General features: G+C 61.1%; 19 protein-coding genes. All 19 read left to right on the top strand.

Annotated elements, in window-relative coordinates; genetic code table 11:
- Positions 1 to 12 precede the first annotated feature (12 nt).
- The 19 genes from HX851_RS36650 (at position 13) to fliE (ending at position 20,522) form a co-directional block, all read left to right on the top strand.
- Positions 13 to 2,940 carry a TIGR00180 family glycosyltransferase gene (locus HX851_RS36650; protein WP_177064800.1) on the top strand — a complete coding sequence of 976 codons (2,928 nt, stop codon included), beginning with the start codon at positions 13 to 15 and terminating at the stop codon, positions 2,938 to 2,940.
- A 28-nt stretch (positions 2,941 to 2,968) separates the two neighbouring features.
- The gene (pseB, locus tag HX851_RS36645) at positions 2,969 to 3,970 is read left to right on the top strand and encodes a UDP-N-acetylglucosamine 4,6-dehydratase (inverting) (RefSeq protein WP_177064808.1); all 1,002 of its coding nucleotides are present in this window, start codon (positions 2,969 to 2,971) and stop codon (positions 3,968 to 3,970) included.
- The gene (pseC, locus tag HX851_RS36640) at positions 3,967 to 5,148 is read left to right on the top strand and encodes a UDP-4-amino-4,6-dideoxy-N-acetyl-beta-L-altrosamine transaminase (protein ID WP_177064818.1); all 1,182 of its coding nucleotides are present in this window, start codon (positions 3,967 to 3,969) and stop codon (positions 5,146 to 5,148) included. Before pseB ends, pseC begins: the two co-directional genes overlap by 4 nt.
- Positions 5,136 to 5,756, top strand: a complete 621-nt coding sequence (locus HX851_RS36635; protein ID WP_177064820.1) for a pseudaminic acid biosynthesis-associated methylase — start codon at positions 5,136 to 5,138, stop codon at positions 5,754 to 5,756. The genes pseC and HX851_RS36635 overlap by 13 nt, the downstream gene beginning before the upstream one ends.
- Positions 5,753 to 6,463: a pseudaminic acid cytidylyltransferase gene (pseF, locus tag HX851_RS36630; RefSeq protein WP_177060369.1), complete on the top strand. Its 711-nt coding sequence runs from the start codon at positions 5,753 to 5,755 to the stop codon at positions 6,461 to 6,463. Before HX851_RS36635 ends, pseF begins: the two co-directional genes overlap by 4 nt.
- Positions 6,460 to 7,965 carry a UDP-2,4-diacetamido-2,4,6-trideoxy-beta-L-altropyranose hydrolase gene (gene pseG / locus HX851_RS36625; RefSeq protein WP_177064828.1) on the top strand — a complete coding sequence of 502 codons (1,506 nt, stop codon included), beginning with the start codon at positions 6,460 to 6,462 and terminating at the stop codon, positions 7,963 to 7,965. Before pseF ends, pseG begins: the two co-directional genes overlap by 4 nt.
- A complete protein-coding gene (pseI, locus tag HX851_RS36620; protein ID WP_177060373.1) occupies positions 7,958 to 9,010 on the top strand; it encodes a pseudaminic acid synthase in 1,053 nt (350 codons plus the stop codon). Before pseG ends, pseI begins: the two co-directional genes overlap by 8 nt.
- 230 nt (positions 9,011 to 9,240) lie before the next feature.
- Positions 9,241 to 10,167: a ketoacyl-ACP synthase III gene (locus HX851_RS36615; protein WP_177060375.1), complete on the top strand. Its 927-nt coding sequence runs from the start codon at positions 9,241 to 9,243 to the stop codon at positions 10,165 to 10,167.
- 81 nt (positions 10,168 to 10,248) lie between these two features.
- Positions 10,249 to 11,541 (top strand): motility associated factor glycosyltransferase family protein, encoded by a 1,293-nt coding sequence (locus HX851_RS36610; protein ID WP_177064831.1) that lies wholly within the window; start codon positions 10,249 to 10,251, stop codon positions 11,539 to 11,541.
- Positions 11,538 to 11,810, top strand: coding sequence for a hypothetical protein (locus tag HX851_RS36605; RefSeq protein WP_177060379.1), 273 nt, complete (start codon positions 11,538 to 11,540; stop codon positions 11,808 to 11,810). Before HX851_RS36610 ends, HX851_RS36605 begins: the two co-directional genes overlap by 4 nt.
- Before the next feature lie 231 nt (positions 11,811 to 12,041).
- On the top strand, positions 12,042 to 12,893 hold the full coding sequence (locus tag HX851_RS36600; RefSeq protein ID WP_042934627.1) for a flagellin domain-containing protein: 852 nt from the start codon (positions 12,042 to 12,044) through the stop codon (positions 12,891 to 12,893).
- A gap of 73 nt (positions 12,894 to 12,966) precedes the next feature.
- Positions 12,967 to 13,335: a flagellar protein FlaG gene (locus tag HX851_RS36595; protein WP_177060382.1), complete on the top strand. Its 369-nt coding sequence runs from the start codon at positions 12,967 to 12,969 to the stop codon at positions 13,333 to 13,335.
- Positions 13,336 to 13,417: 82 nt separating this feature from the next.
- Positions 13,418 to 14,890 (top strand): flagellar filament capping protein FliD, encoded by a 1,473-nt coding sequence (gene fliD, locus HX851_RS36590; protein ID WP_177060383.1) that lies wholly within the window; start codon positions 13,418 to 13,420, stop codon positions 14,888 to 14,890.
- A 130-nt stretch (positions 14,891 to 15,020) separates the two neighbouring features.
- On the top strand, positions 15,021 to 15,416 hold the full coding sequence (gene fliS / locus HX851_RS36585; RefSeq protein WP_177060385.1) for a flagellar export chaperone FliS: 396 nt from the start codon (positions 15,021 to 15,023) through the stop codon (positions 15,414 to 15,416).
- A 13-nt stretch (positions 15,417 to 15,429) separates the two neighbouring features.
- Positions 15,430 to 15,726: a flagellar protein FliT gene (fliT, locus tag HX851_RS36580; protein WP_017124431.1), complete on the top strand. Its 297-nt coding sequence runs from the start codon at positions 15,430 to 15,432 to the stop codon at positions 15,724 to 15,726.
- Between the two features lie 171 nt (positions 15,727 to 15,897).
- Positions 15,898 to 17,373, top strand: a complete 1,476-nt coding sequence (locus tag HX851_RS36575; protein WP_177060387.1) for a sigma-54 dependent transcriptional regulator — start codon at positions 15,898 to 15,900, stop codon at positions 17,371 to 17,373.
- 128 nt (positions 17,374 to 17,501) lie between these two features.
- The gene (locus HX851_RS36570) at positions 17,502 to 18,695 is read left to right on the top strand and encodes a sensor histidine kinase (RefSeq protein ID WP_177060507.1); all 1,194 of its coding nucleotides are present in this window, start codon (positions 17,502 to 17,504) and stop codon (positions 18,693 to 18,695) included.
- An 8-nt stretch (positions 18,696 to 18,703) separates the two neighbouring features.
- The gene (fleR, locus tag HX851_RS36565; RefSeq protein ID WP_177064833.1) at positions 18,704 to 20,095 is read left to right on the top strand and encodes a sigma-54-dependent response regulator transcription factor FleR; all 1,392 of its coding nucleotides are present in this window, start codon (positions 18,704 to 18,706) and stop codon (positions 20,093 to 20,095) included.
- A 97-nt stretch (positions 20,096 to 20,192) separates the two neighbouring features.
- Positions 20,193 to 20,522 carry a flagellar hook-basal body complex protein FliE gene (gene fliE, locus HX851_RS36560; RefSeq protein WP_177060391.1) on the top strand — a complete coding sequence of 110 codons (330 nt, stop codon included), beginning with the start codon at positions 20,193 to 20,195 and terminating at the stop codon, positions 20,520 to 20,522.
- Positions 20,523 to 20,532: the final 10 nt, after the last annotated feature.

The raw sequence follows: 20,532 nt of genomic DNA, 5'->3' as shown, positions 1-20,532 counted from the left end.
TGAGGAAAGGTTATGCAAGGCAAGTATGTGACTGAACAGGCGTTGGTCCTGGGCGATTTGTTGACGGTGGTGCTGGTCACCCATAACCGGCCGGCGTTCCTGCGCCGGGCGGTGAAGTTCTACAGCGCACTGCCTTGCAAACTGCTGGTGCTGGACTCGTCGCCGCAGGCCTGTGCCGAGGTCGCGCATGGCTATGATTCGGTCGAGTACGTGCATGTGCCGCAGTACGACTACTGGAAACTGCAGGACAAGTTCGCCCACGGCGTGATGAGCGTGAAGACACCGTATATGGTCTTTGCCGCCGACGATGATTTCATCGTGCCGGACGCGTTGAACCAGTCCGTGGCGTTCCTCGAGGCCAATCCCGACTACGGCATGTGCCACGGCTACTGCCTGATGTACCTGACGCTGGCCAACAGCGTCCTGTACTACCGCCGCGACAAGAAGGTCCGTGAGGACTACGACGACGAGCGGCCGGAGGATCGGGTCCTGAGCTACATGAACCAGTACCTGCCGCCGTTCTATGCGGTGCATCGCACGGACCTGCTGCGCGAATGGCACCTGGCGATGCCCAAGGGCACCAGCTTCCAGTGGCAGGAAATCGGCCACGTCTACTACATGCTGGCCCGGGCCAAGGCGCGCATCCTGCCGATTCCCTATGTGGTCCGCGAGATCAACTACGGCAACTCGGAGCACAGCACCGAGGTCTTCCATTCGCTGACCTACACTGATCGCAAGTCGACGCTCGAACGCGAGGCGTTTGCCGATTTCCTGGCGACCCTGCCCACCGCTATCGAGGGGCTGGACCGGGAGCAGACCCGGGTCTTCGCCCTGGAAAGCTTCGAGGCGATGGCCGACAGCCTGCGTCACGGGCGGGCATTGACCGCCGAGATGATCTTCGATTCGACCTGGAACAGTATCCAGGAGCCTCCGCAGCGTAGCTTCGGGCCCAAGCAGTACATGGAGATGCCGTTCTACAACCAGGCATTCTTCGATCAACTGACCCAGTATGAATTCCTCTTGCACGCCATGCCGGCCGGCCGCGCGCAACTGCAGCGCCTCGAGGCGAGCTGGACCCGCCAGCAGGCGCTGATGCGTGCGCACAACAACGATACCCCGGAAAGCGTGGTCGACCGCTTGTGGCAGGCGCTTGACTGCAACCTGTTCAACCGTCGGGTGGTCAAGGCCCTGGCGCGACAGCTCGAACTGTTGGGCGAAGATGAAGAGTCCCGGAACATTGCGGCCTGGGCCGAGCGCCTGGATGCTGTCTCCACCGAGGACAACAGCTCCACCTACGACGCCATGCTGTCGGGCCGCCTGGTCAAGTGGCTGGACGCCCGCGAGCCCGACGTTGCCGCACGGGACGCGATTGCCAGCTATGAAGCGCAGCAGGGCAATGGTCCGACGTTTGGCTTGATGCTGCTGGATCTGGGCGATGATATCGTCAAGTTGCAGGTCACCCTCGACAGCTTGCTGGAAGGGCACAGCAAGGCCTTCAGGATTGCTGTCTTCACCACGGGCGAACCGCAGGCCGCTACCTCGATCCAGAACACCCTGCATTTCGTGCGTGTGACCGAGGCCAACTACGTCGACAAGCTGAACCAGTTCGCACGTCAATCTTCCTGCGACTGGCTGTTGCTGGCCGAAGCGGGGGACGAGTTCACGGCCAGCGGGCTGTTGCGAGCCGGTCTGGAGTTGCGCCATGCCGAGGGTTGTCGTGCGGTCTGCACCGACGAGATCCAGCGCGATGTCAATGGCGCTCTGACCGATGTCTTCCGCCCTGGTTTCAACCTCGATCTGTTGCAAAGCGTCCCGGCCCAGATGGCCCGGCACTGGTTGATTCGCCGTGAGGTGCTGGTCGAGGCCGGTGGTTTCAATGCCGACTTCAGCAAGGCGCTGGAATTCGACCTGTTGCTGCGCCTGATCGAGCAGGACGGCATGGGTGGCCTGGCGCATCTGAATGAGCCGTTGCTGATCTGCAGTACTCCGGAGTCGGTCGAGAATGCCGATGAGCGTTCGGCGCTGATCCGCCATCTGGGTACCCGTGGCTACAAGGCACAGGTCAGCTCGCCGGAGCCGGGCACCTACATGGTCGATTATCGTCATACCGAGCGACCGCTGGTGTCGATCCTGCTTCAGGGCCAGGACAATCAGGAAGAACTGGAGCGCTGCCTGAGCAGTGTGCTGTTGCGCACCCGCTACCTGCAGTACGAGGTGCTGATCGTCGATAACGCGAGTCATTCGGCGGCGTTTTCCAGCTGGCTCGACGAACAGCAGAGCAATGCCAGGGTACGTGTCCTGCGCGTCGATCAACGTCTGAGCCAGACGGCACTGTACAACACCGCCTCCGGGGAAGCCCGGGGCGAGTACCTGGTGTTGCTCGATGCCGCGGCTGAAATCGTCAACCCGAACTGGATCGAATCGCTGCTCAACCAGGCGTTGCGCCCGGAAGTCGGCGTGGTCGGGGCCAAGCTCTACAGCCGTGACAGCAAGGTCGCCCAGGCCGGGTTGATCCTGGGGCTCAATGGCGGCGTGGGTTCGGCGTTCGTCGGCGAGAAGAAGGATGCCAAGGGCTACATGAACCGCCTGCTGGTGGAACAGGACTACTCGGCTGTCAGCGGCGTGTGCCTGATGGTCCGCAAGGCTCTCTACGAGGGTGTCGACGGCCTGGATGAAGACGCGTTTGCCGACGCATTCGCCGATGTCGATCTGTGCCTGAAGGCGGGCCAGGCCGGTTACCTGGTGGTCTGGACGCCACACGTGCAGGTCCTGCATCCCGGGCTTCTGCCACAGGCACCGCGGGCGCTGGCGGCATTGCGAGAGAAGTGGTCCGCCGCGTTCGAGCAGGACCCGGCGTACAACCGGAACCTGTCGCTATCGGGCAAGGGCTTTGCCCTCGACGATGCGTCCCGCGTGGATTGGTTGCAGTTGCTGGTTTAAGCCAGGCACTAGGTTAAAAGGACACGACATGTTCAACGGCAAATCGATTTTTATCTCCGGCGGCACCGGTTCGTTCGGGCGCAACTTCATCCGTCGCCTGCTGGAGCGGTATCAACCCAAGCGGGTGGTGGTGTTCTCGCGGGACGAGCTCAAGCAGTACGAGATGCAGCAGACCTTCAATGCGCCCTGCATGCGTTATTTCCTGGGGGATGTGCGCGATGCCGAGCGGTTGCGCCAGGCCATGCGTGGCATCGATTTCGTCGTGCATGCCGCCGCCTTGAAGCAGGTTCCGGCAGCCGAATACAACCCGACGGAATGTATCCGTACCAATGTCAATGGTGCTGAAAACATCATTGCCGCGGCGATTGATAACGGTGTGAAGAAGGTGGTGGCGTTGTCCACGGACAAGGCCGCCAGCCCGATCAATCTCTACGGTGCGACCAAGTTGCTGTCGGACAAGCTGTTCGTGGCCGCGAACAACATCGCCGGTGATCAGCAAACCCGTTTTGCTGTGGTGCGTTACGGTAACGTGGCAGGTTCGCGTGGCTCGGTGGTACCGTTCTTCGACAAGCTGATCCGGGAGGGCGCCGGCGAGCTGCCGATTACCGACGAACGCATGACGCGCTTCTGGATCACCCTCGATCATGGGGTGCAGTTCGTTCTCGACAGTTTTGCGCGCATGCATGGCGGCGAAGTTTTTGTGCCGAAGATTCCGTCTATCCGTATTGTCGATCTGGCATCGGGCATGGCCGGGCATTTGCCGCACAAGAACGTTGGTATTCGTCCTGGCGAAAAGCTGCATGAGTTGATGGTACCGCTGGATGATGCGCGGATGACGCTGGAGTTCGCAGACCATTACACCATCCAGCCGTCGATTCGCTTCACTCAGGTCGATGTCGATTTCGCCCTGGACGGTGTAGGTGAGCGTGGTAGACCGGTGGACGAAGATTTCGAATATCGTTCCGACACCAATCCGCAATTCTTGTCGGTAGATGAGATCGCCAGGCTGCACGACGGATTGTCTGCATGATTCCCTATGGGCGGCAGAGTCTCGATCAGGCTGATATCGATGCGGTCGTTGCCGTGCTGCAATCGGACTGGCTGACGCAGGGCCCGACCATCGAGCGTTTCGAGTCGGCCCTGGCTTCCCGATGCCAGGCAACGCACGCCGTTGCCGTATGCAATGCAACCGCTGCCCTGCATATCGCTTGCCTGGCAGCCGGGCTCGGGCCGGGGGATTGGCTCTGGACCACGCCCAATACCTTCCTGGCATCGGCCAACTGCGGGCGTTACTGTGGTGCGCAGGTCGACTTCGTGGATATTGATCCGCTGACCTGGAACCTTGATGCTGGAAAGCTGGCGCGCAAGCTGGTGACGGCCGAGCAGAAGGGAACCCTGCCCAAGGTCGTGGTAGCGGTTGCCTTCTCCGGACAAAGTTGCGATATGCGGGCTATCGCGCAACTGGCCCGCGAGTATGGTTTCACGCTGATCGAAGATGCCTCCCATGCAGTCGGGGCATCTTATGCCGGGAGTCCGGTGGGCTGCGGTCGTTTTGCGGACATGACAGTGTTCAGTTTTCATCCCGTCAAGATCATTACCACTGCCGAGGGCGGCATGGTGCTGACCAATCGCGGGGATCTTGCGGAACACCTGCGACGGTTGCGTAGCCATGGTATGACCCGTGATCCGGAGCAGATGACCGAACCTGCTCATGGGCCTTGGTACTATCAGCAGATCGAAATGGGATTCAATTACCGGATCACCGATATACAGGCGGCGCTCGGGTTGTCCCAACTGGACAAACTGGAGCCGTTCATCGCCCGGCGCCGGCTGCTGGCGAGCCGCTATGAGCGTCTGTTGGCGGACTTGCCCGTGACCTTGCCGGGAATCCAGGTCGAGGCGGAATCAGCCTGGCACCTCTATGTCATACGGCTGCAGCCGGGGCTGGTCGGACCCGGCCACCGGCAAGTATTCGAGGCGTTGCGGGCGGCGGGTATCGGGGTGAACTTGCACTATATTCCCGTTCATCTGCAACCGTATTACCGTGAACTGGGGTTTGCCGAGGGGGATTTTCCCGAGGCGGAGCGATACTACGCCGAGGCGATCAGCCTGCCGATGTATCCGGGCCTGAGTGACGAGCAGCAAGATTATGTTGTTGATCAATTACGACGGATTCTGGGCATTGAGAGAACACCATGCGTGAACTGAGCGAACAAGAGCATTTCTGGCGTGGCGAGTTCGGCGATGAGTACGTGGGCCGTAACCAGGGACAGGCGCTGGTTGCCGCCAATCTGGCATTGTTCGCCAAGGCCCTGGCGCGAACCTCGCGGCTCGGCACGCTGCTGGAGCTGGGTACCAACACCGGGAACAACCTGCAGGCCTTGCACCGGCTCTTGCCCGATTGTGCCCTGCAAGGCGTCGAGATCAATGCCAAGGCGTGCGAGCAGGCGCGTGGCCTGGGTGTCGCCGATATCTGGCAGGGGTCGCTGTTCGACTACCCGCGTGAACGTACCTTCGACCTGACCCTGAGCAAGGGCGTGCTGATCCACCTGGCCCCCGAGTTGCTGGCCGCCGCCTATGAGCAACTGTATGCGCTGAGCGGGCGCTATATCCTGATTGCCGAGTACTACAATCCGGTACCGGTCGAGGTGCCTTATCGCGGCAACAGCGGCAAGCTGTTCAAGCGCGATTTCGCCGGGGAAATGCTCGACCGCTACAGTGACTTGCAGTTGCTGGACTACGGCTTCGGTTATCACCGTGACCCGCAGTTCCCGATTGACGATGTGAACTGGTTTCTGCTGGAAAAACGCCCTTGAGCGCGATTGCAATCATTCCCGCGCGCGGTGGCAGCAAGCGCATCCCGCGCAAGAATCTCAAGCTGTTCCATGGCGAGCCGATGATCGCGCGTTCGATTCGGCTCGCCTTGGCCTGCGGCCTGTTCGATCGGGTCATGGTCAGTACCGACGATCCGGAAATCGCCGCCCTGGCCCGCGCGCACGGGGCATCGGTACCCTTCGTGCGACCGGCGACGCTAGCTGATGATTTCACCGGCACGGCGGCGGTGATCGTGCATGCCATCAAGGCGCTGGAGCAACAGGGCGAGGTCTTCGATTACGCCTGTTGCCTCTATGCCACGGCGCCGCTCCTGCAAAGCCGCTTCCTGCGCCAGGGCCTGGCGTTGCTGGAGCAGCAGGCGCAAAAGTCCTTCGCGTTTTCGGTGTGTGAGTTCGGCTTTCCGATCCAGCGGGCCCTGACCCTGACCGCGGAGGGAGCACTGACGGCGCTTTACCCCGAGCATCGGCAGACCCGCTCCCAGGACCTGCCGCCGGCCTTTCAGGATGCCGGGCAGTTCTACTGGGGGCGCAGCGCTGCCTGGTTGCGCGGCGATGTGCTGTTTTCCGAGCAGAGCCTGCCGGTGCGGTTGCCGCGTCATCTGGTCCAGGATATCGATACCCCCGAGGACTGGCGTCGGGCGGAATACCTGTATACGGCGCTGCAGGCGGCTGGAGAGCTGGAGTCGTGAGAGTGCTGGTACGTGCCGACGCCTCGGCGGTCATCGGTAGCGGGCATGTCGCGCGCTGCCTGAGCCTGGCCCGGGTGCTGCGTGATATGGGATCTGAAGTGGTTTTTGCCTGCCGGGAACTGCCCGGCAACGCGTTCGTCCGTCTGGCGCAGGAGGGCTTTGCCGCGCTGGTGCTGCCAGACCGGTATCCGGGTGAGGAGCCGGCTCTCGGCATCGAGGCCCTGTTGCCCTGGCAGGCCGATATTGCTGCCCTGGAGGCCTGCCTGGCGGGCGATCGCGGTTTTGACTGGATCGTGGTCGACCATTACGGACTCGATCATCATTGGCAGGCAGCCGCGCGCCGCTGGACTCGCCAGATCGCGGCCATCGATGACCTGAACAACCGCCGGCATGCGGTGGATATTCTCTTCGACCAGAACTTCACGGCCGGCGATCCCGAGTTTGCACAGCGCGCTCTGCACCCCTGCCGTCAATTGCTGGGGCCGCGATATGCGTTGATCCGTGACGACTTCCGACGTGCTCCCGTGCCCATCAGAAGTCAGGCAACGCGGGTGTTGGTGAATTTCGGTGGGCTCGACGGCGTCGGCGAAACCTGGAAGGCCATGCGCGCGCTGGCCGACTTCGACGATCTGCAGGTGGACTTTGTCGCCGGTACCGCCAATCCGAAGCTGGCGCAGTTGCAGGCCATGGCGGCGGATCGTCCGCTCTGGCGGGTGCAGACGTTCGTTGAGGATTTTGCCGCACTGATGGCCCGGGCCGATCTGTTTATCGGGGCCGGCGGCGGTACCAGTTGGGAGCGCGCCGCCCTGGGGCTGCCGACCCTGTGCATTGCCGTGGCGGACAACCAGCAGGCCAACGCCGAGCGGCTGGCCGCGGCAGGCTGCCATATCTATCTCGGCACCAGCCAGGCGGTGAGTGTCGACGACCTGAAACAGGCGGTGGGTTTTGTGCTGGGCAACATCGGCCTGCGACAAAGCTTGGCCGAGCGCTCGCGATCCCTGGTCGATGGCCTGGGCACGCGGCGGTTCGCCGTGGCGCTGGCCGGATCAAGCCTGAAGTTGCGGCCGGTGAGGCTGGAGGATACACGCCTGTTGTTTGACGGTCGCAATCGCGAAGCGGTGCGGCGGGCATCCTTGAATTCCCGCCCGATCGATTGGGAAGGGCATCAGGCATGGCTGACGGCGAGCCTGTGCGATCCGGGACGACTGCTGTTGATCGCCGAGGCAGCGGATGGTCCGGTGGGGGTGGTGCGCTATGACCTCGGGGCCAGCCGTGCCGAGGTATCGCTGTACCTGTTCGACGGTCGTGCGGGGCTTGGCTGGGGCAGGGCGCTGCTGGCCCGTGGCGACGAATTTATGTGTGCACACTGGCCGCAAGTGACGGTGATTGAGGCGCAGGTGCTGCCGGATAATCCGGCTTCGATCGAATTGTTTCGTCATGGCGGCTATATCCAGTCGGTCAGCCGTTTCGAGCGTGTAGTGAAGGATCAGGTTCATGACTAGTTTCAAGATCGGCCAACGAACCATTGGCCCGGATGCGCCGCCATTCATCATTGCCGAGATGAGCGGCAACCATAACCAGTCGCTGGAAGTCGCCCTGCGGATCGTCGAGGCGGCGGCCAGGGCCGGTGCCCATGCCCTGAAGCTGCAGACCTACACCGCCGATACCATGACTCTGGACCTGGCGGAAGGCGAGTTCTTTATCAAGGACCCCGCCAGCCTGTGGGCCGGATCCTCGCTCTATGCCCTCTACGAAAAGGCCCACACGCCTTGGGAATGGCATGCGCCGATCTTTGCCCGGGCGAAGGCACTGGGCATGCTGGCGTTCTCGACGCCGTTCGATGAAAGCGCCGTGGATTTCCTGGAAAGCCTCGATGTGCCGGCCTACAAGATCGCCAGTTTCGAAAACACCGACCTGCCGTTGATCCGTCGGGTGGCGGCGACGGGCAAGCCGCTGATCATTTCCACCGGCATGGCCAGTGTCGCCGAGCTGGATGAAACGGTGCGCACGGCTCGCGCGGCCGGTTGCCGGGACCTGGTGCTGCTCAAGTGCACCAGTACCTATCCGGCTTCACCGCTCAACAGTCATATCCGCACGATTCCCCACCTGCGGGAACTGTTCGGCTGTCAGGTCGGGCTGTCCGACCATTCCATGGGCGTGGGCGTCTCGGTAGCGGCGGTGGCCCTGGGCGCGACCGTGGTGGAAAAACACTTCACCCTGGATCGCGCCGCCGGTGGCGTGGACGCCAGTTTTTCCCTGGAGCCGGCGGAGCTGGCCAGCCTGGTGGTGGAAACCGAACGGGCCTGGCAGGCGCTGGGGCAGGTGCGTTATGGCGCGACCGAGGCGGAGCGCAAATCACTGGTCTACCGGCGTTCGCTCTATGTCGTGCAGGACATGCGCGAAGGTGAGTGTTTTACTTCGCAAAACGTACGGGCCATCCGCCCCGGGCTGGGGTTGGCGCCGAAACACGTCGATGGTGTGCTCGGGCGCAAGGCCCGCACGTCCCTGAAACGCGGTACGCCGCTGGACTGGTCGTTGATCGAATAACCCCTCGCGCACGCATTCGGGCAAAATAAGCGTGACCTATGAGTCATAACGCGCATCTTCACTGTATTGTATTTGCCGGGGATGCGGGCGCCTGAGCCTTTTCGGTCGGTGATTGCCCCTTGATTGCGCCGTTTCCGCTCCATTTTGGAGGGGCGGCAAATCCCTGTTGATCGGCGCCCCTCGATTCCTGCGAGCGGTGATATTCAGCTGTTTATTATTGGGAAGCCATAATGATTGGCATAAAAAGCATTGCCAGTTACGTGCCGACAGCCGGCGTGGATAACTACGCCCAGGGTGCCAAATTCGCCAAGGATGAAGAATTCATCCTGGGCAAGATCGGTTCAGCCTTCCTGCCGCGCAAAGACGCCGGGCAGGAAACCTCGGACCTGTGTGTCGAAGCCGTGAACGCCTTGTTCGCCAACAACCCCGAACTCAAGCGCGAGAGCATCGATGCGCTGATCGTCGTCACCCAGAACGGTGACGAGGAAGGCCTGCCGCATACCGCGGCCATTGTCCAGGACAAGCTCGGCCTGCCGACCACCGTGGCGGCGTTCGATATTTCCCTGGGCTGTTCCGGTTATGTCTATGGCATCTATGCCATGAAAGGCTTCATGGAGGCCGCCGGCCTGAAGAACGGCCTGCTGGTGACCGCCGACCCGTATTCGAAGATCGTCGATCCCGAAGATCGCAATACCACCATGCTGTTCGGTGATGCCGCGACCGCGACCTGGATGGGCGAAGACGCTCCCTGGCAGTTGGGCAAGGCCAAGTTCGGTACCGACGGTGCCGGCGCGCCGCACCTGAAGGTCAGCGACGGGGTGTTCTTCATGAACGGCCGCCAGGTGTTCAACTTTGCCCTGCTGAAAGTCCCGGCGCATCTGCATGAGCTGCTTGATGAGTCCGGTCTGCAGACGGCGGATATCGATGCGTTCTGCATCCACCAGGGTAGCGCGGCGATTGTCGATGCCGTGGCGCGTCGTTTCGAGGGCGAGCCGGAGAAGTTCATCAAGGACATGGTCGAGACCGGTAATACCGTGTCTTCGAGCATTCCGTTGCTGCTGGAGAAGCATGTCCTGGATTCCACCTGGAAGCGCGTCGCCCTCAGTGGTTTCGGCGTTGGCCTGTCGTGGGGCTCGGCGATCATTCATCGACCTTGATTCCACAAGGTTGCAAAGTAGCGCTCCGGGTACGTTAACCTTGAGCGCTATTTTTTTTGCGCGGATATTGAGCGAGGCGACATGAGCGATAGCTTTGAGCTGAATGCACGGATCATCGAGGCGCGCTGGCCGGGGTTGCTGCCCCGTCTGCTGGCCGAGGATGGCGATAGTCTGGCGCTGGAGCTGGTCGAAGGGCAGGGTTCGACGCTGAGTGTCGGCGGTGTGCAACTGACCAGCCGCCATGACCGGTTGGCCGAGGCGCGCCTGCAGGCCTCCAGCCTGCCGCCTGGCAGCGCGCAGCTGCATGTCTATGGTACCGGGCTGGGCGACTTGCAGCAGGTCTTGCTGGAGGCGCCGGGTTTGCAGCGTCTCGCTGTGCATATTCTCAATGGCGCGCTGTTCAAGCAGGTGCTCGGGTTGTTGGAGCAGGGCCAGTGGCTTGCCGATCCACGGGTCGAGTTGAGTTATGCCGCCGATCACGCGGAAATCCTCTTTCCGTTTTTTGCCCTGCCGGCGGAACTGGTGCTGGCCGACGATTTCAACGCCAGGATGCGCGATCGCCTGGTCGGCGAGGTGCACCTGAGTTTCAACAATCGTGAGTTCGACCCGCAATCCCCGGATATCCTCCAGCGCTTGCAGGACACTCATGAGATTTTTGCCGCTGATCGCGATGTCGCACAATTGTTTGCGACGCGGCCGGGGCAGCACATCTATGTGATCGGTACGGGGCCGAGCCTGGAGCAGCAGTTCGACAAGTTGCGGGCTGTACGTGAGCAGGTGCAGCGACCATTGTTCATCAGCGTCGATACCGCCTACCGGCCGTTGTGCGAGCAAGGTATCCGGCCTGACTTCGTGGTAAGTGTGGATAAGCGCATCGGCTTCCGGCATCTGCCGCCGGAGGCGTCCGCGGCTATTCCGCTGGTCTATATGCCGATGAGCGATCCTCAGGTGCTGGAAGCCTGGAAGGGGCCGCGTTATGGGGCTTATTCCCTCAGCCCTGTCTATGAGACGGTTCGCCAGCAGGTCGGGCGGGGCGTGCTGTATGTCGGTGGCAGTGTCCTGCACCCGGCCGTGGACCTGGCGGTGAAGATGGGTGCCGCGACCGTGACGCTGTTTGGCGCCGACTTCGCCTTTCCCATGAACAGGACCCATGCCGGCTGGAAGGATGGCGAACTCGGCCCGGGCGTCGACGAGGCCCGTTACTGGGTACAGGACGGCAATGGCCAGCGGGTCAGGACACAGTTGAATTTCCGCCGTTACCTCTGTGAGCTGGAGCGTTATATCGCCAGGCATCCGCAGGTCAGCTTCCTCAACAGCAGTCGTGCGGGCGCGCGGATCATCGGTACCGGCTTCGACCAGGAGTTCGTCCAATGAAATCCTTCGAGTACAGCATCCATGAAGCCGGGCGTTGTTCGGCATTGTTCCGCTTCGGGCGCGATGTCGAAGCGGCACTGTTGATGGTCGAGTTGTTCGATGGCGTCCAGGCGTTGTTGCTCGACGCATCGTCCGAGCACCAGCAGGTATGGACACAATTATTGTTGCTGATGCTCGGCTGCCAGGAACGTCAGGACTGGTTGGGGCTGGCGGATACCCTGCAATACGAAATGGTGGAACTGCTGGGGGCGGTCCAGGCGAGTCGTTGAGGTCCTGGTGGAAAAAATCGGTTTGCGGGCAATTCTCTGGCGCCATTTTTCCCTCGTGGGTGTGCGCTAAGCCCTTGTTTTTCGAGGGGTGGCAGGTTGATGGCAAAATTTTTGAAAAAAGCCCTCAAGCAACCTGCTATCCCGACGATAACTATTACGAAGGTTCTCTAGGCCACACCCGGCGGTTGCCAGGGCCGGAAGCCGCAGTACCCAACCAACGAGGATTTCGTCATGGCTTTAACAGTAAACACCAACACCACGTCGTTGAACGTTCAGAAGAACCTGAACCGCGCTTCCGATGCCCTGTCTACCTCCATGCAGCGCCTGTCTTCCGGCCTGAAAATCAACAGCGCCAAAGACGACGCCGCCGGCCTGCAGATCTCCAACCGTATGGGTGCCCAGATCCGCGGTAACACCCAGGCCATCCAGAACGCCAACGACGGTATCTCCGTAGCCCAGACCGCTGAAGGCGCTCTGCAAGCTTCGACCGACATCCTGCAGCGTATGCGTGAACTGGCTGTTAAAGCACGTAACGGTACCAACGGTACTGCTGACCAGACCGCTACCAACGCTGAATTCGCTCAGATGTCTGACGAATTGACTCGTATCTCGGCTGCCACCAACCTGAACGGCAAGAACCTGCTGGACGGCTCGGCTGGTACTGTGACCCTGCAAGTCGGCGCCAACACCGGTTCGGCCAACCACATCGACCTGGTACTGAGCTCCAAGTTCGACGCCGCCAGCCTGTCGGTAGGTAGCGGTACTGTAGTTCTGACCGGTGCGACCTCCGCCGCCGCCGCTTCGAACATCGACAACGCGATCACCGCGATCGACGCTGCAATCGCTGCCATCGGTGCTACCCGTGCCAGCCTCGGTGCTTCGCAGAACCGTCTGACCAGCACCATCCAGAACTTGCAGAACATCAACGAAAACACCACTGCTGCACAAGGTCGCGTACAAGACACCGACTTCGCCGCAGAAACTGCTAACCTGACCAAGCAGCAGACCCTGCAACAGGCTTCCACCTCTGTTCTGGCCCAGGCTAACCAACTGCCTTCCGCTGTACTGAAGCTGCTTCAGTAATTTCGGAATGAGTTTCGGCGGGGGAGTGTGCTGGTCGCGCTCTCTCGCTTTTTTACGTTAGGAGGTGATGGACATGGACATGAGCGTGAAGCTTAACTTGTCTTATCCGGCTCCCAAGCCAGCGACCACTGTGACCGATAAACCGCCAGAGGCGCCTCAGGCCGCTCCTCAAGTCGCCAGTGTTGCTGATCCGGCGGCGGATAAAAGCCAGGGCTCGGATGACGACAAGCTGAAGTTGGCGGTGCAGGAGATCGAGAAATTCGTACAGTCGATCAAACGCAACCTGGAGTTCTCCATAGACGAGCATTCCGGAAAGGTCATCGTCAAGGTGATCGCCAGCGAAACGGGCGAAGTGGTGCGACAGATCCCCTCCGCGGAAGCGCTCAAACTGGCAGATAGCCTCAGCAATGCCAGTCACGTGTTGTTCGACGCCAAAGTCTGATAGCTGGCATGAATAGTGTTTGTGGGTTCTTGGGGCGCTGGTAAAGGTCAAAAGACCGGCAGCAATCTGAAGGGAGAGGCAAATGGCAAGTCCAATTCTACCGGGCACGGGCTTAGGCTCCGGCCTGGACATCGGTTCCATCGTGACTGCGCTGGTGAACGCCGACAAATCGGCCAAGCAGACGCAGATCGATAGCGCGACGAAAACCAACACGCTGAAGATTTCCGGCATCGCTTCTCTGAAGAGTGCGCTGGCTGCGTTTCAGGCGACGCTGACCACGCTGAGCAGCGCGACGACCCCGGCATTCGCGGGTTATGCCGCGACATCGAGTGCTTCGTCGGTGATGACGGTCACTTCCGACAATACGGCGGTCGCGGGCAGCTACACGGTTGTCGTCAAGAACCTGGCCACCAGTTCGAAAGTAGCCAGTGCTTCTTTTGCCGGCGGTGCGTCCAGTGCCATTCCGAGTGGTACCCTGAAAATCAGTCAAAATGGCACTGATTACAATGTCCCGATTCCGGCCAATGCCACGTTGCAGAGCACCCGGGATGCAATCAACTCGGCCCAGGGCGCCAACGGTATATCGGCCAACATCGTGACCGACAGCTCGGGTTCGGCGCGTCTGGTCATCAGCTCGAACAAGACGGGCGCGGGTTCCGATCTGACGGTCAGTGGTATCGCCGGGTTGGAAATCGATGGTACCCAAGAGATGGGGGCGAACCCTTCTGCCTCGAGTTCAGGGGCTGTCACCGGGATTGCCAAGAATGCCAATCTGACGGTCGACGGCCTGGCTGTTTCCAGCAAGAGCAATACGGTTACCGGGGCGATCAGCGGCGTTACGATGAATCTGGTTTCGGCTGACGCCGGCACGCCTCCCGGAACCTCGAACGTGGCTGTGACGACCAATACGTCGGGGTTGCAGACTTCGATCCAGTCGTTCATCGACTCCTATAACACCCTGATGAATACCATCAACAGCCTGTCCAAGGCGACCGCGGATGCCGATGGCAACCTGACGGTAGCGGCAGCCTTCACCGGCGACTCCATGCCGCGCTCGCTGATCTCCGATATCCGTAGTCAGCTCACGGCTACGGGCGCGGGTGGCCCACTGGCTGTGCTGTCGCAGCTTGGAGTGTTGACCGTGGCGGGTAATGACGCCAGCAACTCCGGCAACCTTGCCCTGGACACTGCCGCCTTCAACAAGGCCATGTCCACCAATGGCATGAGCGGTCAGGTGCAGCAGTTGTTCAACGGTACCAACTCCACCAACGGCCTGTTGTCGCGCATGAGCAATGCGCTGAACCCGTATCTGGGTACACCGCTTTCCACCGGTCTGCGCCTGGGCGGCATGCTCGATCAGCGCAACACCAGCTATCAGAGCACGGCCAAGAGCCTGTTGAGCCAACAATCGGCACTGGACGCGCGGGTCAAGAGCCTGACGACAACCTTGACCGCCAAATACAACGCCATGGACCTGCTGGTCGGGCAAATGAAGGCGACGGCGAACAGTATCACCTCGTTCTTCAGTTCCCTGAACGCGCAGAAGTCCAGCTAGTTCTCGGGCTGACGCCAAAAACCCGGCTACGCTTTATCGCGCGCCGGGTTTTTGCCTTTTGGGTTAAAGTTTTTTGACTCAAAGGCGATACACTGGGTATACGAACTCTTGAGTTGTGACGAGGTAGAACATGAACCCGATGCTAGCCCTTCGGCAATATCAGAAGGTGGGTGCTCAAGCACAGACTTCCGAGGCCAGTCCTCACCGCCTGGTACAAATGCTGATGGAGGGTGGCCTGGATCGCATCGCACAGGCCAAGGGCGCCATAGAGCGCAAGGATATTCCCGCCAAAGGCGTGGCGATCGGCAAGGCCATCGGCATTGTCGGCGGCTTGCGCGAAGGCCTGGATCTGGAGAAACAGGCGGATGCGCTCGCTGACCTGGATAGCCTCTACACCTACATGATGAAGCGTCTGGCCGAGGCCAATATCAAGTCCGATCCGAAGATCCTGGATGAAGTCTCAGGCCTGCTCAGCACGGTCAAAGAGGGCTGGGACGCCATCGGCACCCCGGGTCCACAGTTTTAAGGAGTCCATCTTCATGAACCTCGTACTGCAGCGTATCCAGGATACCCGCGAAGCCCTTGTCAGGGCCTTGGCCGAGCGCGACTGGGGAAGCATTGCCCAGTTGGACCTGGCCTGTCGTGCCTGCATGGAAGACGTGCTCAACGAGGCTTCACTGGATGAAGACGCCTTGCGCAGCAGCCTGGAAGAGCTGCTGCACGTCTATCGTGAGTTGCTGGAAACGGCGATGGCGGAAAGACAGGCGATAGTCGACGAGATGCAACAGATCCAGCAAGCACAGAACGCGGCAAAGGTTTACCATCTGTTCGGTTAACGCAGGGTTAATCGAAGCGTATTGCGCCATAAATTTGACTGCGTACGAATTTTTGACTTAACTAGTGCTGTTTTTCAGGTTCAAGTCGTCTTTGAAGGTGATATCCCACCTCGGGCGTCTAGCTTGCCCACCCATCCCGGGCATCGAGTTGACTAGGGAAGTTGCTATTGCATGTGGCGTGAAACCAAAATTCTGCTGATCGATGACGATAGCGTTCGCCGCCGTGACCTGGCGGTGATTTTAAATTTTCTCGGCGAAGAAAATCTGTCCTGTGGCAGTCTTGACTGGCAACAGGCGGTCGACTCTTTGACTTCCAGCCGCGAGGTGCTTTGTGTCCTGATCGGGACAGTCAATGCGCCGTCGGGGCTATCGGGCCTGTTAAAGACACTCGGAACCTGGGATGAGTTCCTTCCGGTTCTGCTTTTGGGTGAAAATACTTCCACCGACCTTCCCGAAGACCTGCGTCGCCGGGTGCTTTCCAGCCTGGAAATGCCGCCCAGCTACAGCAAGCTGCTCGACTCCCTGCACCGTGCCCAGGTCTATCGCGAGATGTATGACCAGGCCCGCGAGCGTGGTCGTCAGCGCGAGCCGAACCTGTTCCGCAGCCTGGTCGGCACCAGCCGTGCCATCCAGCACGTACGCCAGATGATGCAGCAGGTAGCCGATACCGACGCCAGCGTGCTGATCCTCGGCGAGTCGGGCACCGGCAAGGAAGTGGTGGCGCGCAACCTGCACTATCACTCCAAGCGTCGCGACGCGCCGTTCGTTCCGGTCAACTGCGGGGCGATTCCCGCGGAGCTGCTGGAAAGCGAGCTGTTCGGCCACGAGAAGGGCGCCTTCACCGGTGCCATCACCAGTCGTGCCGGGCGTTTCGAGCTGGCCAACGGCGGTACCCTGTTCCTCGACGAAATCGGCGACATGCCGCTGCCGATGCAGGTCAAGCTGCTGCGCGTGCTGCAGGAACGTACCTTCGAGCGTGTGGGCAGCAACAAGACCCAGAGCGTTGATGTGCGCATCATTGCCGCGACCCACAAGAACCTCGAAAGCATGATCGAGGTCGGCAGCTTCCGTGAAGACCTCTACTACCGCCTGAACGTTTTCCCGATCGAAATGGCGCCGCTGCGCGAGCGGGTCGAAGATATCCCGTTGCTGATGAACGAACTGATCTCGCGCATGGAGCACGAAAAGCGTGGTTCGATCCGTTTCAACTCGGCGGCGATCATGTCCCTCTGCCGGCATGGCTGGCCGGGCAACGTTCGCGAGCTGGCCAACCTGGTGGAGCGCATGGCGATCATGCACCCGTATGGGGTGATCGGTGTGGTCGAGCTGCCGAAGAAATTCCGTTACGTCGACGATGAAGACGAGCAGATGGTCGACAGCCTGCGCAGCGATCTGGAAGAGCGCGTGGCGATCAATGGCCATACACCGGACTTCAGCACTTCGGCGATGCTGCCGCCCGAGGGCCTGGACCTCAAGGACTACCTTGGCGGCCTGGAACAGGGGCTGATCCAGCAGGCGCTGGACGACGCCAACGGTATCGTGGCTCGGGCTGCCGAGCGCCTGCGTATCCGCCGGACCACCCTGGTGGAGAAAATGCGCAAGTACGGCATGAGCCGTCGTGAAGGCGATGAGCAGGCGGATGATTGACGCCTGTTTTTCAACCCGCTGAAAACTGGGCGGTTTTTTTTAGGCACGGGTATTGCTAAGTCTCTCGCAACGTTCCGTTTAAATGACGGTCAGTCAAGCGAGAGAGCACGATGCCCCAAGCCGCCCAGATGTCTCCTGTCCCCGAAGTCCCGGGACAACCGTCGTCCGTAGAGCAGGCAAGCCGGCTGGGTCTTGAGCAGGCCTTCGACCTGTTCAACCAGATGTCGACGCAACTCACCGATTCCTACAGCATGCTTGAGGCGCGGGTCACCGAGCTCAAGGGCGAGTTGGCCGTGGTCAGTGCCCAGCGCATGACCGAACTGGCGGAAAAGGAACGCTTGGCCAATCGCCTGCAGAACCTGCTGGATCTGTTGCCTGGCGGTGTTATCGTGATCGACTCCCATGGCTTTGTCAGCGAGGCCAATCCCGCTGCCCGCGAGCTGTTGGGCTTGCCGCTGGAAGGTGAGTTGTGGCGCCAGGTGATTGCCCGCTGTTTTGCTCCCCGTGAAGATGACGGTCATGAAATCTCTCTCAAGGACGGGCGGCGCCTGTCGATTGCCACGCGTTCGCTGGAAGGCGAGCCGGGGCAACTGGTGCTGCTCAATGACCTGACCGAAACCCGTCGCCTCCAGGATCAGTTGGCTCGCCATGAGCGGCTGTCGTCCCTGGGGCGGATGGTCGCCTCCCTTGCCCATCAGATCCGCACCCCGCTGTCGGCCGCACTGCTGTACGCCAGTCATCTCACCGAACAGGCCTTGCCGGTGGAAACCCAGCAGCGTTTCGCCGGGCGCCTGAAAGAGCGCCTGCATGAGCTGGAGCATCAGGTCCGCGACATGCTGGTGTTTGCCCGCGGCGAGCTGCCGCTGACTGATCGCCTGGCGCCCAGGGTGTTGTTGCAGGCCTTGCAGAGTGCCGCCCAGACCCATGTGCAGGGTGTGGCGATCCGTTGGCAGTGCGACAGTCATGACGGTGAGTTGCTGTGCAATCGCGATACCCTGGTCGGAGCACTGCTCAACCTGATTGAAAATGCGATGCAGGCCAGCGGTCGCGATGTGCGCCTCAAGGTGCACCTGTACAGCCGGGGAAATACCTTGCGCCTGAGTGTCAGTGATAACGGCAGCGGGATCGAGCCCGAAGTGCTGGCGCGACTTGGTGAACCCTTCTTTACCACCAAGACCACGGGGACCGGCCTCGGCCTGACCGTGGTCAAGGCTGTTGCCCGGGCGCACCAGGGCGACATGCAACTGCGTTCACGGCTGGGACGTGGCACCTGCGCCATGTTGTGCCTGCCGCTGATTCCTGGCGCCATGGAGGCACAATGATGGTTGGGATGATCAAGGTTCTTTTGGTCGAGGACGATCGGGCGCTGCGTGAAGCGCTGGCGGATACCTTGCTGCTGGCGGGTTATGAGTTCCGTGCGGTCGCCTGTGCCGAGGATGCCCTGGAGGCGGTGGCGCAGGAGTCGTTCAGCCTGGTGATCAGCGATGTGAATATGCCGGGCATGGACGGGCACCAGTTGCTCGGCCTGCTGCGAGCACGCCAGCCACTGTTGCCGGTGCTGCTGATGACGGCGCACGGCGCGGTCGAGCGGGCCGTGGAGGCCATGCGCCAGGGCGCCGCCGACTATCTGGTCAAGCCCTTCGAACCCAAGGCGTTGCTCGACCTGGTGGCACGTCATGCGCTGGGGCGGTTGGGGGCGGTGGAGAGCGAGGGTCCGATCGCGGCCGAGCCGGCCAGTGCGCAATTGCTGGAGCTGGCGGCACGTGTGGCCCGCAGTGATTCGACCGTGCTGATTTCCGGCGAGTCGGGGACCGGCAAGGAGGTGCTGGCGCGCTATATCCACCAGCAATCCCATCGCGCCGATCAGCCGTTCGTGGCGATCAACTGTGCCGCGATCCCCGACAATATGCTCGAGGCGACCCTGTTCGGGCATGAGAAGGGTTCGTTTACCGGTGCCATCGCCGCCCAGGCGGGCAAGTTCGAGCAAGCCGACGGCGGGACCATCCTGCTTGACGAGATTTCCGAAATGCCCCTCGGTCTGCAAGCCAAGCTGTTGCGGGTATTGCAGGAGCGCGAGGTCGAGCGGGTGGGGGGGCGCAAGCCGATTACCCTGGATATCCGCGTGGTTGCCACCACCAACCGTGATCTGGCCGGCGAGGTGGCGGCGGGGCGCTTCCGCGAAGATCTCTATTATCGACTGTCGGTATTTCCGCTGGCCTGGCGTCCGTTGCGCGAGCGCACCGCCGATATCCTGCCGCTGGCCGAACGCCTGCTGGCCAAGCACAGCGCAAAAATGAAGCATGCCGCCGTTAGATTGTCGCCCCAGGCCCAGGCTTGCCTGATCGGTTATGCCTGGCCGGGCAATGTCCGCGAACTCGACAATGCGATCCAGCGTGCGTTGATTTTGCAGCAGAGCGGGTTGATCCAGGCGGAGGACTTCTGTCTGGCCGGGCCGTTGGGGTGTGCACCCTTGCCGGCCATGCGTGCTCCGCTGATCGAGGCGGTTGCCAACGAAGTGGCGCCTGGCGAATCCGCCGGTGCCCTGGGCGATGACCTGCGTCGACGCGAATTCCAGATGATCATCGATACCCTGCGCTCCGAGCGCGGGCGTCGCAAGGAAGCTGCGGAGCGCCTGGGTATCAGCCCGCGTACGCTGCGCTACAAACTGGCACAGATGCGCGATGCCGGCATGGACGTCGAGGCTTATTTATTCGCCAGTTGAGTCGATTTACCTGTAGGAGCTGGCACCCTTGTTGCTAACACCTCATTAACCGCTGCACGAGTGTCAAAAAATTGCAGGTCGCCGGAGAGAGTAGTCCATGAGCCAGGGTATTGAATTTAATCGATTGATGTTGGACATGCGGGCCATGCAGATGGACGCCATGGCCCAGCCGAAGTCGGCTGTGGCGGCGCCGGAAATGGGCGGTAGCAGTTTTGCCGATCTGCTCGGCAAGGCCGTCGGCAAGGTCAACGACACCCAGCAAGCCGCTGGCCAGTTGGCGAACGCCTTCGAGATCGGTAAAAGCGGCGTGGACCTGACCGATGTGATGGTTTCCTCGCAGAAAGCCAGCGTTTCGTTCCAGGCCTTGACCCAGGTACGCAACAAGTTGGTCCAGGCGTATCAAGACATCATGCAGATGCCGGTTTAAGGACGAGATT

It is taken from the genome of Pseudomonas gingeri, assembly GCF_013385635.1.
GTDB classification, from domain to species: Bacteria; Pseudomonadota; Gammaproteobacteria; order Pseudomonadales; family Pseudomonadaceae; genus Aquipseudomonas; species Aquipseudomonas gingeri_A.
This window is presented reverse-complemented; position numbering and strand designations above follow the sequence as displayed.

Excerpts from the sequence above, each read along its gene's own strand:
- HX851_RS36605 (WP_177060379.1), top strand. The coding sequence starts at position 11,538 with ATGAAATCCTTCGAGTACAGCATCCATGAAGCCGGGCGTTGTTCGGCA.
- fliT (WP_017124431.1), top strand. The coding sequence starts at position 15,430 with ATGAACCTCGTACTGCAGCGTATCCAGGATACCCGCGAAGCCCTTGTC.
- fliS (WP_177060385.1), top strand. The coding sequence starts at position 15,021 with ATGAACCCGATGCTAGCCCTTCGGCAATATCAGAAGGTGGGTGCTCAA.
- fliE (WP_177060391.1), top strand. The coding sequence starts at position 20,193 with ATGAGCCAGGGTATTGAATTTAATCGATTGATGTTGGACATGCGGGCC.
- HX851_RS36635 (WP_177064820.1), top strand. The coding sequence starts at position 5,136 with ATGCGTGAACTGAGCGAACAAGAGCATTTCTGGCGTGGCGAGTTCGGC.
- HX851_RS36610 (WP_177064831.1), top strand. The coding sequence starts at position 10,249 with ATGAGCGATAGCTTTGAGCTGAATGCACGGATCATCGAGGCGCGCTGG.
- fliD (WP_177060383.1), top strand. The coding sequence starts at position 13,418 with ATGGCAAGTCCAATTCTACCGGGCACGGGCTTAGGCTCCGGCCTGGAC.
- HX851_RS36595 (WP_177060382.1), top strand. The coding sequence starts at position 12,967 with ATGGACATGAGCGTGAAGCTTAACTTGTCTTATCCGGCTCCCAAGCCA.
- pseI (WP_177060373.1), top strand. The coding sequence starts at position 7,958 with ATGACTAGTTTCAAGATCGGCCAACGAACCATTGGCCCGGATGCGCCG.
- fleR (WP_177064833.1), top strand. The coding sequence starts at position 18,704 with ATGATCAAGGTTCTTTTGGTCGAGGACGATCGGGCGCTGCGTGAAGCG.
- HX851_RS36570 (WP_177060507.1), top strand. The coding sequence starts at position 17,502 with ATGTCTCCTGTCCCCGAAGTCCCGGGACAACCGTCGTCCGTAGAGCAG.
- pseB (WP_177064808.1), top strand. The coding sequence starts at position 2,969 with ATGTTCAACGGCAAATCGATTTTTATCTCCGGCGGCACCGGTTCGTTC.
- pseC (WP_177064818.1), top strand. The coding sequence starts at position 3,967 with ATGATTCCCTATGGGCGGCAGAGTCTCGATCAGGCTGATATCGATGCG.
- HX851_RS36600 (WP_042934627.1), top strand. The coding sequence starts at position 12,042 with ATGGCTTTAACAGTAAACACCAACACCACGTCGTTGAACGTTCAGAAG.
- HX851_RS36575 (WP_177060387.1), top strand. The coding sequence starts at position 15,898 with ATGTGGCGTGAAACCAAAATTCTGCTGATCGATGACGATAGCGTTCGC.
- HX851_RS36615 (WP_177060375.1), top strand. The coding sequence starts at position 9,241 with ATGATTGGCATAAAAAGCATTGCCAGTTACGTGCCGACAGCCGGCGTG.
- HX851_RS36650 (WP_177064800.1), top strand. The coding sequence starts at position 13 with ATGCAAGGCAAGTATGTGACTGAACAGGCGTTGGTCCTGGGCGATTTG.